12 protein-coding genes and 1 riboswitch are annotated in these 13653 nt (G+C 73.0%); of the genes, 6 read left to right on the forward strand and 6 right to left on the reverse strand.

Annotated elements, in window-relative coordinates:
* Positions 1 to 15 precede the first annotated feature (15 nt).
* Positions 16 to 1188 (forward strand): 23S rRNA (uracil(747)-C(5))-methyltransferase RlmC, encoded by a 1173-nt coding sequence (gene rlmC / locus ACIG47_RS01370; protein ID WP_397429298.1) that lies wholly within the window; start codon positions 16 to 18, stop codon positions 1186 to 1188.
* Here rlmC and ACIG47_RS01375 read toward each other — a convergent pair.
* The 3 genes from ACIG47_RS01375 to ACIG47_RS01385 all read right to left on the reverse strand — a co-directional run bounded on the left by ACIG47_RS01375 (position 1155) and on the right by ACIG47_RS01385 (position 4884).
* Entirely contained in the window at positions 1155 to 2849 is a 1695-nt protein-coding gene (locus tag ACIG47_RS01375) for a hypothetical protein (protein WP_397429299.1), read from the reverse strand. The two genes, rlmC and ACIG47_RS01375, sit on opposite strands and share 34 nt — an antisense overlap.
* Positions 2850 to 3033: 184 nt before the next feature.
* A complete protein-coding gene (locus ACIG47_RS01380; protein ID WP_397429300.1) occupies positions 3034 to 4536 on the reverse strand; it encodes a hypothetical protein in 1503 nt (500 codons plus the stop codon).
* Positions 4537 to 4662: 126 nt separating this feature from the next.
* Complete coding sequence (locus ACIG47_RS01385; RefSeq protein ID WP_397412340.1) at positions 4663 to 4884, reverse strand: hypothetical protein; 222 nt, start codon at positions 4882 to 4884, stop codon at positions 4663 to 4665.
* A gap of 592 nt (positions 4885 to 5476) precedes the next feature.
* Between ACIG47_RS01385 and ACIG47_RS01390 the strand changes: the two genes are divergently transcribed.
* Positions 5477 to 7321: a class I tRNA ligase family protein gene (locus ACIG47_RS01390; RefSeq protein WP_397429301.1), complete on the forward strand. Its 1845-nt coding sequence runs from the start codon at positions 5477 to 5479 to the stop codon at positions 7319 to 7321.
* On the opposite strand, the gene ACIG47_RS01395 is transcribed toward ACIG47_RS01390, so the two are convergent.
* A complete protein-coding gene (locus tag ACIG47_RS01395; protein WP_397429302.1) occupies positions 7302 to 8150 on the reverse strand; it encodes an ion transporter in 849 nt (282 codons plus the stop codon). The two genes, ACIG47_RS01390 and ACIG47_RS01395, sit on opposite strands and share 20 nt — an antisense overlap.
* 204 nt (positions 8151 to 8354) lie before the next feature.
* Here ACIG47_RS01395 and ACIG47_RS01400 point away from each other — a divergent pair, with 204 nt between their 5' ends.
* Positions 8355 to 8621 carry a GlsB/YeaQ/YmgE family stress response membrane protein gene (locus ACIG47_RS01400; RefSeq protein ID WP_397412346.1) on the forward strand — a complete coding sequence of 89 codons (267 nt, stop codon included), beginning with the start codon at positions 8355 to 8357 and terminating at the stop codon, positions 8619 to 8621.
* Complete coding sequence (locus ACIG47_RS01405) at positions 8618 to 9607, forward strand: hypothetical protein (RefSeq protein WP_397429303.1); 990 nt, start codon at positions 8618 to 8620, stop codon at positions 9605 to 9607. The genes ACIG47_RS01400 and ACIG47_RS01405 overlap by 4 nt, the downstream gene beginning before the upstream one ends.
* Positions 9608 to 9704: 97 nt before the next feature.
* On the opposite strand, the gene ACIG47_RS01410 is transcribed toward ACIG47_RS01405, so the two are convergent.
* Positions 9705 to 10427: a C40 family peptidase gene (locus ACIG47_RS01410; protein ID WP_397429304.1), complete on the reverse strand. Its 723-nt coding sequence runs from the start codon at positions 10425 to 10427 to the stop codon at positions 9705 to 9707.
* Position 10428: 1 nt separating this feature from the next.
* A riboswitch (cyclic di-AMP (ydaO/yuaA leader) is annotated at positions 10429 to 10625 on the reverse strand.
* A gap of 165 nt (positions 10626 to 10790) precedes the next feature.
* Between ACIG47_RS01410 and ACIG47_RS01415 the strand changes: the two genes are divergently transcribed.
* Together ACIG47_RS01415 and ACIG47_RS01420 are read left to right on the forward strand one after the other, a co-directional pair.
* Entirely contained in the window at positions 10791 to 11684 is an 894-nt protein-coding gene (locus ACIG47_RS01415; protein ID WP_397429305.1) for a hypothetical protein, read from the forward strand.
* A 154-nt stretch (positions 11685 to 11838) separates the two neighbouring features.
* Positions 11839 to 12900, forward strand: a complete 1062-nt coding sequence (locus ACIG47_RS01420) for a S8 family serine peptidase (protein ID WP_397429306.1) — start codon at positions 11839 to 11841, stop codon at positions 12898 to 12900.
* Between the two features lie 70 nt (positions 12901 to 12970).
* Here the strand turns inward: ACIG47_RS01420 and ACIG47_RS01425 are convergent, their stop codons facing one another.
* Complete coding sequence (locus tag ACIG47_RS01425; protein ID WP_397429307.1) at positions 12971 to 13636, reverse strand: C40 family peptidase; 666 nt, start codon at positions 13634 to 13636, stop codon at positions 12971 to 12973.
* Between the last annotated feature and the right edge of the window lie 17 nt (positions 13637 to 13653).

Raw genomic sequence — 13653 nt, forward strand, 5'->3', positions numbered from 1 at the left:
CTGGATAATGGGTGCGTGCAGTGCCCCCACTACGACGCCGGCCGCTGCCACTCCTGCACCCTCCTGGAGATCGACTACCCCACCCAGGTGCTCGACAAGGAGCGGCACGTCGCCGCACTCCTCGAACCCGTATCCGCGGACCTGACCTGGCTGCCTGCCGTCCGCAGCGCGGAGTCCGGCTTCCGGAACAAGGCGAAGATGGTGGTCAGCGGTTCGGTCGCCGAACCGGTGCTCGGCATCCTCGACGGGGCCGGCCGCGGCGTCGACCTCACCGACTGCGGCCTCTACCCGGCAGCGCTCCAGGCGTCGTTCGGTCCGCTGGCCGCGTTCGTCACACGGGCGAACCTGGAGCCCTACCAGGTCTCCGGCCGGGGCAAGCGCGTGCAGCAGCGCGGCGAGCTCAAGTACGTGCTGGTCACCCTGTCGCCCGACGGCGAGCTCATGGTCCGGTTCGTGCTGCGTTCCCAGGAGGCCGTCGCGCGGATCCGCAAGCACCTGGCCTGGCTCCAGGCAGAGCTCCCGGCACTGGCGGTCGCGACGGCGAACATCCAGCCGGCGCACGCCGCGGTCCTGGAGGGTGACCTGGAGATCCCCCTCACGGAGCGCACCACGCTGCCCATGCGCATCGACGACATCACGCTCGACCTACGGCCGCAGAGCTTCTTCCAGACCAACACGGCGGTGGCCGCCGAGCTGTACCGGCAGGCCCGCGCCTGGGTCGACGAGGTGCGCCCGGCGAGCCTCTGGGACCTGTACTGCGGGGTCGGCGGCTTCGCGCTGCACTGTGCGGCGCCGGGCCGGGCGGTCACGGGCATCGAGATCAGCGCGGAGGCCGTGACGGCGGCGTCGGCCACGGCCGCACGGTTGCGCGACGGCGCCGCGGGCGAGCGGTTCGCGGACGTCGGCTTCGCGGCCGGCGACGCGACCGAGTTCGCCGTCGGGCCCGGCGCGCCCGCGCTGCCGGACATGGTCATCGTCAACCCGCCGCGCCGCGGCATCGGTGCCGACCTGGCCCGGTGGCTGGAGTCCTCCGGGATCGACCACGTCCTGTACTCGAGCTGCAACGCGACGACGCTCGCCAAGGACCTTGCCGAGATGCCGTCGCTGCGACCGGCGCGGGGCCGTCTGCTCGACATGTTCCCGCAGACCTCGCACTACGAGGTGCTCGTCCTCCTGGAGCGTTCCTGACCGCTGCCGGGTTCGTGGCCACGCTCCTGGTCGTGACCGTGTCGCCCGTCGGTGCGCTCGCGGTCACCGGTGCGCTCCCGGCTCCGGGGCTGCTCGTGGCCGCGGGTGCGTTGGCCGTCGCGTTCCAGGCCCCAGCGGTCCCCGTGGTTGCCGCCGTGCCCCCGGTTGCCGCCGTCCTGACCCTTCTTCGCCTGGCCGGGCGGAACACCGGTGTGCCCCGCGGGGCTCGACGGCGCGTCCTCCGCCGGCTCCGACACGCCGGATCCGGCCGCCTTCTCCGACTTCTTCGCCTGGCCCGGGGGGACCTCGCCCTTCTTGCTCTGGCCGGGCGGCGGCTCCTTGCCTGCCTGGCCCGGCGGGACGCCGTCGTTCTTGGCGAGGCCCGGCGGGACGCCGTCCTTCTTGGCCAGCCCGGGCGGCACCCCGTCCTCGTTCCCTGTGCCGGATGCTGTGCCGTCCTTCTTCTGCCGGCCCGGCGGCACGCCGTCGCTCTTCGCGAGCCCTGGCGGGACGCCGTTCTTCGTCGCCAGGCCCGGCGGCACGCCGTCGCTCTTCGCGAGTCCCGGTGGCACATCGTCCGCGCCACCCGCCCCGGGCGCCCGTGACACGGGGAGCCCAGGGGCCGCCGCAGGATCCGCCTTCGCCGGACCCGGTGCGGCCCCCCGCGCCTCCGCCGGGGCGTCTCGCGGAGTGCTGACGGAGACGACGCCTGTCTCCGGGAAGGACGTCGACGCGCCTGCGTTCCCGGCGGTCCCGGTGCCGACGGCCGTCGTGATGATGAGGCTTCCCGCGACCGTCGCCGTCAGGGCGACGGGGTCGGTCAGCAGGCCGCGGACGACCAGGGCCGCGCGGCCGCCGGCCCCGGCGAACCAGCCCCCGACCGCCGTCACGGCCGCGGTGATCGTGCCCGTCCCGGCGGCGACCGCGGTGGACGTCCGCACGGCCGTGGCCGCACCGAGCAGCAGGACGGGCGCAGCGGCACGCAGCATCCAGTACGACTCGCGGACGTCGACGAACGCCCGCGTGCAGCCGGCGCACTCCACCATGTGGTCCTCGACCGCCTGCCGGCGGTGCGGCATGAGGCGGTTGCGCACGAAGTCGTGCATCGCGGCGCGCGCCGTCCGGCACTCGACGTTCTCGGCCGTGCCGGCATGCGTCTCCGCGAAGCCGCTCGCGAGCCGGTTCTCGGCCCGGCGCAGACGCCGCCGGGTGGCGTACGGCAGCATGTCGATCTCCTCGGCGATCGCGGACACCGGTCGCGACCCCACGTGGTGGTCCCAGAGGATCTGCTGCTCGGCGGCCGACAGCCGTTCCATCGCCGAGCTCAGGGCCTCGAAGTCGACGGTCCGGGTCGGCACCGTCGCGACGTCGTCCCGGCCGGCGGGCGTCGCGGGTCCCGCTGCCCCGGGCCCGGGAGACTCCGGCCCCGCGGGCTCCGGCTCCTCGCGTGCCATCTCCGCCGCGACGCCCAGTGCGGCGGCGCTCCAGAACGCCACCGGATCGGTGATGCCCCCGGCCTTGAGGAGCTGGGCGCACAGCATCTCGAGGCCGCGGCTCGTGGCCACCTCGGGGTCGACCCCCGGGACCCGCCGGGACACCGCGGCCACCACGGCACGACGATGCGCCGCCCACTGGGCGAGGTCGGCGCTGGTGACGGTCACCTGACCCCCCTCCACCCCACGGTCGGACACCGTGGGAGCACGCCGTGCACGAAACCTCGGGCGTGCATGCTCGCAGAGAACCTGCGCCGAGGGAAGGCGCCGGCGGGTGAGCCGAGCCCAGGGCCGGGCGGAGCCGCGCGGACGCACGGCAGCGAGCGGGTCCGGTCAGGGGCCCGCCGGACCATCAGTCGCCGGCCGCGGACTCGGCGTCGTCGGCGGCCTGGCCGAACAGACCCGTGAGCAGTGCCCACAGCTCGTCCAGCGTGGTGGTCACCAGGTCGATGCCCGGCAGTTCGGACAGCCCGAGGCTCGCGAGCAGGTCGGACAGGGCCGTGCCGAGGCCAGGGGTCTCCGGCTCGACCGGCGGCACCTCGGGCTCCTCGGGGGTCTCCGGTTCCTCGGGCTCGGGCTCCTGCGTCCCCGGGTCCTCGGGTTCCTCGGGCTCCGGCTCGGCCGGCGGCTGCTCGGTCCCGGGGGCGTCGCTCCCGCCGTCGGGCGGGTCGGACGTCTCACCGGGGCCGGGAGTGCTGGGGGTGTCGTCCTCGGGCTCCGGCTGGGGGTCGGAGGCGGGGGCGGTGTCGGCCGGCTCGGGCTGCGGCTCGGTGACCGGGGCGGGCGCCGGGACGGCGTCCTCCTTCGGGGTGGTCGCCGGGCGCGGCTGGGGGTCGGCCGGCGGGATCGACGGCGGCTTGTCCGCGGGCTGCTGCTCGGTCGGCGTCGAGCCGTCGCCGGCACCGCCGCCCCCGCCGGCACCTGCGCCACCACCGGAACCGGCGCCACCGCCTTCGCCGACGTTCTCGCTGGCCTGGACCGGCGGATCGTCCTCCTGGCTCGCGATCATCCCGACCGCGGTGCCCCCGACGGACAGGACCGCGAGCACGCCTGCGGCGACCGCGAGCTCCTTCTTGCCGGGCGTCCGCGGCTGCGGCTTGCCGGCGACCGCCGCCGTGGCCGCCGCGGCTCCTCCGACGGCGCCGGTCACCCAGCCGCCGGCGATGAGGTGTTGTCCGAGGTCGCGGAGCATCCAGGAGACTTCGCGGACGTCGATGAAGGCGCGGGTGCAGTCGGCGCAGCCGTCCATGTGGACCTCGAGGCGGTGCTGGCGGCGGGGCAGCATGCGGCCTTTGAGGTAGTCGTGCATGCCGGCGCGGGTGGTGCGGCACTCGGGTTCGGTCACGGCCTGGGCGTGGGCGGCGGCGAACGCTCCGGCGAGGCGTTCCTCGGCGCGGCGTAGCCGCATGGTCACCGCGTGCGGGCGGACGCCCAGGCCGGTGGCGATGTCGGTGACGGCTTTGTCGTGCACGTGGCGGTCGAACAGGATCTGGCGGTCGTCGTCGGCCAGGTCGGCCAGGGCGGTGCGGAGCATGCCGGCGTCGGCCTGGCGTTCGGCGTCGAGCTCGGCGCCGTCGGCGGGGGGTGTCAGGCCGTCGAGGGTGTCGTCCTCCACGAGGGTGGTGCGGCCTTGCTCGCGGGTCATGGAGATGGCTTCGTTGACCGCGGCGCGTCGCCAGTAGGGGGCGGGGTCGGTGATGGTGCCGCCGGTGGAGACGATGCGGATCATCTTCTCCAGGGCGCGGCTGGTGGCCTCCTCGGCATCGATCCCGGGTACCCGGGCTGCTACCGAACGCACGACGTTACGACGATGCACGACCCAGTCGTCGATGCGGAGATCACCGGTTGTCGTCACGCGGCCTTGCCCCCCTCTGCGCATAGTGTCCCGTTTTGACTCGTTGGCCAATGATGGCACCGTGGCTCCGGTTTCGCACATGTCGCCGGGATCTTCCGGTGTGGTACTCGATCGTTCCATCGGTGCTCATCTCCGCCTCGTCGAGAACGCCGTCGAGACCGCGTCGAGGCCCTGCGGCCCGGACGTCGCGTGAATCACCGCGAGCGCGACCTCGCAGGTGGCGGCGATGAGGTCGCTCGCTCCCCACGCGTCGGCGAGGCGGTACAGCTTGACGGCATCGCCCTCGGCGTAGGCGCGCAGGTATTGGGCGCCCAGACGAACGAGTTCGGGGTGCTCGGTGTGTTCCATGCAGCCCAGACGCGTGAGCCGCCCGGATGTCACAGCACTTGAGGAAATTTCTTCGATTGATCCTCTGGTGTCCGATTAGCACCCCTCGGTTCGCCTGATCAGGTGCCTCGGGCAGCCGTTCACCGTGCGCCAGGTGCCGTTGTCCGGTAGGCCTGTGAGCCAGGCCACATGAAAATGCATCGAGAAGTGCTGTGACTTCCGGGACGTGCGCGCGTCAGAGCTGTGACGCGGACGAAGTTCGGACCTCGCTGGGGGCGGGCCGAGCTCCGGCGCGTCGGGCGGGAGCCGTGGTTCGGAGTGCGCTGGGGGCACGCCGAGCCACGTGCTCCCGCTCACCGGCGCGAGCGCCGGTTCGGACCTCGCTGGCGGCGGACCGAACCGGCGCTCGTTCCTCGACCGGTTCCTCGGCCGGGCGGACGCTCTTTACCCGCCGCGTCCGGCCCACGTATCGTGCTGTCATGCGCACCGCACGCTCGCTCCTTACCTAGCCGCACCGGACAGCCCTCGATCGGGCACACCCGGTGCGGCCGCCCCTCCTCGTGAGGGGCTTTTTCGTGCCCGGACCCGATCGACGCACCGGAGAGCGAGAACGATGAGCGAGACCCTGGGCTTCGCGGCGGCTGACGACGGCGCCCGCCCCCGCCGCTACCTGCTGACGATGTTCCCGTACCCCTCGGGCGACCTGCACATGGGTCACGCCGAGGTGTTCGCGATCACCGATGTCCTGGCCCGCCACTGGCGCGCCAAGGGCTTCGACGTGCTCAACCCCGTGGGCTGGGACTCGTTCGGCCTGCCGGCCGAGAACGCCGCGATCCGCCGGGGCGAGCACCCGGCCGTCTTCACCGAGGCGAACATCGCCACCCAGGCGGCGTCGATCCGGCGCTACGGCGTCTCGTTCGACTGGACCCGGCGGCTGCACACGCACGAGCCGGCGTACTACCGGTGGACGCAGTGGCTGTTCGCCCGCCTGTACGAGCGTGGCCTGGCCTACCGGGCCGAGGCGGAGGTGAACTGGTGCCCGGGCGACCGCACGGTCCTGGCCAACGAGCAGGTGGTCGACGGGATGTGCGAGCGCTGCGGCGCCGCGGTGGTGGCGCGCAGCCTGACGCAGTGGTTCTTCCGCACCACCGCCTACGCGGACCGGCTGCTGGACGACATGACCCTGCTGGAGGACGGCTGGCCCGCGCACGTGCTGACCATGCAGCGGAACTGGATCGTCCGGAAGCACGGTGCCGACGGGCCGACCTACCGTCTGCACGACTGGCTGGTCTCACGGCAGCGCTACTGGGGTGCGCCCGTCCCGGTGGTGCACTGCCCGGACTGCGGCGAGGTGCTGGTGCCCGACGACCAGCTCCCCGTCGAGCTGCCCCACCTGGAGGGCGGCGAGCTGGTGCCCGGGGACGTCTCGCCCCTGGCCGGCGCGCGGGACTGGGTACGGACCACGTGCCCGCGCTGCGGCGGCCCGGCCGAGCGGGACACCGACACCATGGACACGTTCGTGGACTCGTCCTGGTACTTCCTGCGCTACCTGTCGCCCGGGTACGACGCCGGGCCGTTCCGCCCCGAGGACGCCGCTCGCTGGATGCCCGCCGCGCTGTACGTGGGCGGCGTCGAGCACGCCACCATGCACCTGCTGTACGCGCGGTTCGTCACCAAGGTCCTGTACGACATGGGCCTGGTGCCGTCGCCCGAGCCGTATGCCCGCCTGCTGAACCAGGGGCAGGTGATCAACCACGGCCGGGCGATGAGCAAGTCGCTGGGCAACGGCGTGGACCTGGCGGCCGAGCTGGACCGGTACGGGGTGGACGCCGTCCGGCTGGCGATCCTGTTCGCCGGACCGCCGGAGGACGACGTCGACTGGGCGGACGTGTCGCCCGACGCGATGCGGAGGTTCCTGGCCCGGGTGCAGCGGCTGGCGGACGCCGGCCCGCCCGCAGCGGTCGACGCCCGTGGGGCCGCGCCGTCGCACCTGCGACGGGCCGTGCACCGCGCCGTGCACGACGTCGACGAGCTGGTCGAGGCAGGCCGGCTCAACGTCGCCGTCGCGCGGCTGATGGAGCTGGTGGGCCAGGTGCGCCGGGGGCCGGTCGCCGGGCCGGAGCGCGACGAGGCGGTCGCCGCGGTCGCCGTCCTGCTGAGCCTGTTCGCGCCGCACGCGGCGCAGGAGCTGTGGGAACGACTGGGCCGCACGACGCCGGTCGCGGCGCAGCCGTGGCCGGAGGTCGACCCGGCGCTGCTGGTGGTGTCCGAGGTCGAGGCGGTGGTCCAGGTGGACGGGAGGGTGCGCGACCGGCTGACCGTGGCCGCCGACGTGACGGCCGAGGACCTGGAGCGGGCCGTGCTGGGCCGGCCGGCCGTGGTCCGGGCCCTGGGGGACCGGGTGGTGCGACGGGTCGTGGTGCGACCGCCGCACCTGGTCAACGTGGTGCGGGGGTAGCGGCGTCGCCGTCCTCGTCGAGCCGCGCGCGGACGGCGCGCAGCTCGGCGAGGATCTCGCGGTTCTGTGCCGCGAGGGCGTCCAGGCGCTCGTCCTTCTGCAGGTCGTCCTCGCGCTCCTCCTCCGACATCTCCTCCATGCCGTTGACGATCACGGCGATGAAGAGGTTCAGCACCGCGAAGCTGACCACCAGGATGTAGAGCACGAAGAAGATCCACGCTGACGGGTGGGTCTCCATCACGACGCGTGCGATGTCGGGCCAGGCCTCACCGGTCATGGCCTGGAACAGCGTGAAGAGCGTGGTCCAGAGGTTGCCGAAGTACTCCGGCGCGGCCTCGCCGAACAGCCCGGTCGCGATGACGGCGGACACGTACATCACCAGCACGAGCAGCGCCCCGACGGCGCCCATGCCCGGCACCGCCCGCAGCATGCCGTCGACCACGCGCCGCAGCGCCGGCACGGCCGTGACCACTCGCAGCACCCGCAGCACCCGCAGGGCACGCAGCGCGGACAGCGACTCGGTGGCCGGCAGCAGCGCGACGCCGACCACGACGAGGTCGAACACGTTCCACGGGTCGCGGAAGAACCGCCGTCCCGTGGCGACCAGCCGCAGCGCCAGCTCGACCACGAAGAACGCGAGCATGGCGTGGTCGATCCCGCGCAGCACCTCGAACGCCGTGCCGGTCACCATCGTCTCGGCGCCGAGCACCAGGGCGTTGGCCAGGATCACGCCGAGCACCAGCCGGGTGAACCACCGCTGCTCGAGGAACGCCCTGAGCGCGTCCCGCCAGGTCCGCCGCCCGGCCGACGCGCTGATCTCCCGGTTCATCCGTCGTCATCTCCTCGTGTGCCCGGAGCCCCCTGCCCCGGCCTTGCCCGCCGCGTGCCCGGCCGAACTATAGCCGCTGACGTATCGCGACCTGGTGCGCGTAATGTCCCGATATAGACCTGATTCGGCGGGTCCGGTGGCAAGTCGGCGGGATCAGTGCTGAGGTAGTCGCACGTAAGCCATACCACTCTGGAGGAAAACGCCATGGGCTTCTGGGCCTTTCTCATCCTCGGCCTGATCGCGGGCGTCATCGCCCGAATCATCCTCCCGGGCAAGCAGCCGGGCGGTTTCTGGGTCACGCTGCTGCTCGGCGTGCTCGGCGCCATGCTGGGCGGCTGGCTCGGTGGGCTCATCTTCAACATCAGCTTCGACGCGTTCTGGTCGTGGCAGAGCTGGCTGTTCTCGGTGATCGGCGCGATCATCGTGATCCTGATCGTCCAGGCGATCTTCGGTCGGCGTCAGAACGCTTGATCGCAGGACTTCGCACCGCGACGCACCGCGGCCGCGCCGGCACCGTCGTCCTCCTGGCGACGCTGATCGGCGCGGCCGCCGTCGCATGCACGTCCGGCGGCCCCGGGCCGTCGTCCACCCGGGGCCCTGTACCCGACGACGTGGTCGGGCACCTCGGCGTCGCGGTGGCGCAGGGGCGTGAGCAGTACGCGACGCGGGAGATCCGGCTCGAGGTCACCAACGACTCCGACGAGACCCTGACGCTGCTGTCCGGGGCGTTGCGTGCCGACGGCTTCGGGCCGTCCCACCCCACGAAGGAGGGGCGCACGCTGGTGCTGCGTCCCGGGACGACGCGCGCCGTCTACGTCGGGCTGGGCGAGGCGCGCTGCACGGATCCGGCGAGCACGCCCGCGCCGGCCGGCTCACCGCGGCCGGAGCCGTCCCCCACGGCAAGCAGGACGCCGTCCGCCACGATCACGCTCGCCCTCGGCGAGGGGGACGACGCGGGACCGCCCACCGAGGTCGTCGTCGACGACGTGGGCGACCCCGTGGGCCACCTGGCGCGCAACCACGAGGCGGACTGCGCGGTGGCCGCCGTGGCGGCGGGCGTGCGCCTCGCCGTCGACGACGAGGTGCGCGTCGAGACCCGTGACGGGGAGCTGACCGCCCTGGTCACCCTCCGGATCGAGCCGGTCGACGGCGGTCCCGCGGTCACCGTCGACCGGATCGCGGGCACCACCCTGATGAGCAACCCCGACCCGGCGGACGGCGCCTCCGGCTGGGTGGGACGCGACCTGGCGGGGCAGCGGTCGGGCGCCGTCGTGCTCGCCGTCGTCCCCGCGCGCTGCGACGTGCACGCCGTGGCCGAGGACAAGCGCGGCACGTTCCTTCCCGTGTCGGCCAGCGTCGACGGCGTCCCGCAGCGCACGGTCTACGTGCCGATGCCGGACGCCGCGCGCTCCGCCTTCTACGACTTCGTCGGGGAGCACTGCGCCTGGCCCGGATGAGCCGGCCCGCCGGTGTGGCGGTGCGGGAACGCGTGAGGCGCCGCCTCCGGCACCGGGCGGGGACCCGGTACGGAGGCGGCGCCTCACGAGCGGTGCGTCAGACGACGCGGATGAAGGTCGGGCTGTTCTGCCACATCTCGGTGTAGCGGACCGGCATGCCGGCGGCCCAGGCCTCGATGATCATGCCGTCGCCCGCGTAGAGGGCCACGTGTCCGGGCGTCCAGACGATGTCGCCGGGCTCCGGGTAGGTGACCTGGTAGCCGGAGCCGAGCAGCGCGCCGGACTGGTGCGGCAGCGAGACGCCGAGCTGCGCGTACACGTACTGGATGAGGCCCGAGCAGTCGAAGCCCGCGGACGGCGAGGCGCCGCCCAGGACGTACGTGATGCCCAGGTAGTTGAAGGCGATGTTGACGGCCTGCGTGCCGACCGGGACCGGGTCCGGCGCGTCGACGGAGACGACGGCGGGGCCCTCGCCCTTCTCGCCGTCGGCACCCAGGGCTTCCATCTCGATCGGCATCTTCGCGTCGGCCGGGACGGTCACGGTGGGGGCTGCGGCCACGGCCTGCTTGGCCACGGCGGTGAGGGACTGCAGGTCGGTCGAGTTCAGCTTGGCCGTCTTGACGTCCGTCTTCAGGTCCATCGCGGGCGCCGCGTGCGCGGTGGTGGCGATGGTCGAGATGAGGACGCCGCCGGCGGCGGCGGCGATGGCGCCACGGCGGGCAACGGTGCCGGCATTCTCGGTGGCGGTACGAGCGAGGATGGTCAGCGGTGTCTGAGCGGGCCGGCTGTCACGATGCCGGCCGCGGGTGGAGTTCGTCACCTAAGGTCTCCTGTACCGCCTGCGAGGTCAGCTGTCGGATTCGGGTGAGGAGTGCACACCCGGCCGCACGGCTACTGGGGGGTTTCCGTCCGGCTTCACCCCGAGGGCGACGATGGTGCTGTCGCCCGGAAGTGGGTCCCCCGCTCCTGTCTCGACGTCTGGTCATGAGCCGGTGACAGGATTCGGCGCCCGGCTCACGGCTCCACCGATGCGGTGGAGCAGAAGTCAAAGTACACACGTTCACCGAAAAAGTCACGATCGGGTTACGCATTACGGTCTGACCCAACGAAGGCGCAGATTTACGCCGTTTCGGTCTTCCTGCGTTATGACCGACATCACATAGATCCGCTACGGTTCGGCGGCATGGGCGACAGCGAGCATCGGATCTCCGCCTGGTGGGTCGTTCCCCTCAGCGCACTCGCCTGGTGGGCCGGAGGTTTCCTGCCGTGGATCGTGCAGGTCTCCTACCAGGTCACAGGCCTGGCCGAGGGTGTGGCGCCCGGGCCGGCCGGCTTTCTGCCGCTTCCGTTCGAGGGCGACGACGGCGTGGTCGGCCTGGTCGTCATGGCCCTGATGGGCGGGCTCCTCGCGGGTGTCACCGCGCGTGTCCCGGCGTCCGCCGGCGCGGGTGCGGGCGCCGCGATCACCGGCACCCTGCTCGCCATGGGGGCCGCGGGCAGCGCCTCCTGGTGGCTCGTCACCCGCGAGGGCCTGCCCGACGACGACGCACCGCTCGGGATGCTCGTCGTCACCGGCGTGGCCGGTGTCGTGGGCCTCGGTGCGGGGCTGCCGGCAGGGCTCGGTCCCGGCCCCCTGCGCGGCCTCGCCCTGGCGCTGCCGGTGGTGCTCCTCGACGCGTGGGTGTGGGGCTTCGTCCCGGGCCATCCGGTGTCGCCGGTGGGCACGTGGTGGATCCTGGCCGTGGCGCTGGGAGTCGCGTTCGGTCTCGCCGTGGACAGCCGTCCCATCGAGCTGCTGGGGTGGCTGCCCACCGCCGGTGCCGTCTGGGTGCTGCAGGCGGCCGGGCCGGCCCTCCTGGCCGTGCAGGAGAACATCTGGCCGGGCTCGCCGCTGACCGAGGACCCGCTGCTGGCCGTGCGCATCGTCTGGCGTGAGATCGCACCGGCGGCGATCGACTCCGAGGGGCACCAGCTCGGCGCCTGGGTGGTCGCCCTGCTGCTGGGGGCGGCCGTCGCGGCACTGAGGCTGTCCCGGGAGGCGTCGGACGAGGCCGAGCTCACGGAGGCCTGGGCCTGACGTCGACGCCGCGGCGGTCCCGGCCGCTACTGATTGCGATTGGGTAAATTTCACCCGCGGTGCCCGAACTGCCCTGTTCTATCCCGGTCTGCTGGCCCTAGGTTTGCCCCAGTTCAGGGGCAAACCAGTCCCTGTGCGAACAATGGGGGCATACATGAACAGGAAGTCACTCGTCGGCGCCGCCACCTCCGCGGCACTGGCCGTGGCGGCGCTGGTCGCCATGGCGCCGGGTGCGCAGGCCGCCACCAACGACCCGTTGCGGGACAAGCAGTGGGGCCTGGACCAGATCAACGCGGAGGCCGCCTGGCCCGTCTCCACCGGCAAGGGCGCGGTGGTGGCGGTGGTCGACACCGGGGTCGACCTCAGGCAGCCCGACCTTGCCGGGCAGCTCCTGCCCGGCGCCACCTTCACCGGCTGCGCCGACGTCCGCCCCTGCGGGAACGGGGACTACCGGGGACCGGACGGGAAGAACGACGGGGACGAGCACGGGACGCACGTGGCGGGCATCGTCGCCGCCGCGGCGAACAACGGGATCGGCGTCGCCGGCGTGGCGCCGGGCGCCAAGGTCCTCCCGGTCAAGGTGCTCGAGGCGGGTTCCGGCTCGTCCCAGGACATCGCGGACGGCATCCGCTGGGCCGCGGACCACGGCGCCGACGTCATCAACCTCTCGCTGGGCACCGCGCCGGGCGGGCAGCTGCTGACGATCCTGGGCGTCGACACCCTGATGCGCGACGCCATCGCGTACGCGCGCCAGCAGGGTGCGCTCACGGTGGCGGCGGCCGGCAACTCGTCGACCCCGCTCTGCAGCGACCCCGCGTTCACCAGCGTCGCACTCTGCGTCGGGGCCACGGACTCGGCCCGTGTGCACTCCTACTACTCGGAGCTCCCGATCAAGCTCGACCTGAAGAGCGTCTCGGCCCCGGGTGGCTCGGGCGGTCTCACGGGATGCGACGGCGACGTGTGGTCGACGGTGCCGGTGGGCACGGGGTCGAGCACGTGCGGTGCGGGCAGCTACGACTCGTACGCGGGCACGTCGATGGCGACGCCGCACGTGGCGGGTGTCGCGGCGCTGCTGTACGGCCAGGGCCGGAGCATGCACGAGGTCGAGAGCGCCATCCTGTACACCTCGCGCGACCCGCTCCTGGGGCTGGTCGGTGTGTGGACGCCGCTGTACGGCTACGGCATCGTCGATGCGGCGGCCGCCGTCGCGTACTGACGCGCACCGGTCGTGTCAGACGCCCAGGTCCCGCGCGGGACCTGGGCGTCTGACATCACCGGGGGGTCGGTCAGTAGGGGCGGATGTAGACCGCGTAGTCCTGCCACTGGGCGGTGTGGCGCACGGGGGTGCCGTAGTTGGCGGCCTCGACCACCATGCCGTCGCCCGCGTAGAGCGAGACGTGGCCCTGGGTCCACACGATGTCGCCGGGGATGGGTGAGGCGACCTGGTAGCCCGCCGAGACCATCGAGGACGAGGAGTGCGGCAGCTCGACGCCGAGCTGCGCGTACACGTACTTGATCAGGCCGGAGCAGTCGAACCCGGAGGAGGGCGACTCGCCGCCGTACGTGTAGGCGATGCCGATGTACTGCAGGGCGATCGCGACGGCCTGGGCGCCGATGGAGCCGTCGGACGCGTAGTCCGGCGTGGCCGGCTCGGCCTCCTGGGCCACGGCCTCCGCCTCCGGCTCGGAGTACGCGGCGGTCTCCACGACGGGCTCGGGCTCGGGCTCCGGGGCGGGCGTGACCTTGACGGCCTTGCTCTCGATCCGCAGCTTCGCGTCGGTCGCGACCTGCACCGCGGGTGCCGTCGCGATCTCCGTCTTGTCGACGCTCGCGAGGCGGTGGGAACCGTCTCCCACGACGGCGTGTGCGCTGGGTGCGAGGGCCGTCGCGAGAAGTCCGGACGATGCCGCGATCAGCGCGCCCGAGCGGGCGGCCGTACGGGTCACGGTCATCAGGGGAGTGCTAGGAG

It is taken from the genome of Promicromonospora sp. NPDC052451, assembly GCF_044547525.1.
Lineage (GTDB): Bacteria > Actinomycetota > Actinomycetes > Actinomycetales > Cellulomonadaceae > Promicromonospora.

What these genes read in the sequence shown, in the direction of transcription:
- ACIG47_RS01385 (WP_397412340.1), bottom strand. Translation starts at nt 4,884, where the DNA reads ATGGAACACACCGAGCACCCCGAACTCGTTCGTCTGGGCGCCCAATAC.
- ACIG47_RS01390 (WP_397429301.1), top strand. Translation starts at nt 5,477, where the DNA reads ATGAGCGAGACCCTGGGCTTCGCGGCGGCTGACGACGGCGCCCGCCCC.
- ACIG47_RS01395 (WP_397429302.1), bottom strand. Translation starts at nt 8,150, where the DNA reads ATGAACCGGGAGATCAGCGCGTCGGCCGGGCGGCGGACCTGGCGGGAC.
- ACIG47_RS01400 (WP_397412346.1), top strand. Translation starts at nt 8,355, where the DNA reads ATGGGCTTCTGGGCCTTTCTCATCCTCGGCCTGATCGCGGGCGTCATC.
- ACIG47_RS01415 (WP_397429305.1), top strand. Translation starts at nt 10,791, where the DNA reads ATGGGCGACAGCGAGCATCGGATCTCCGCCTGGTGGGTCGTTCCCCTC.
- ACIG47_RS01420 (WP_397429306.1), top strand. Translation starts at nt 11,839, where the DNA reads ATGAACAGGAAGTCACTCGTCGGCGCCGCCACCTCCGCGGCACTGGCC.
- ACIG47_RS01425 (WP_397429307.1), bottom strand. Translation starts at nt 13,636, where the DNA reads ATGACCGTGACCCGTACGGCCGCCCGCTCGGGCGCGCTGATCGCGGCA.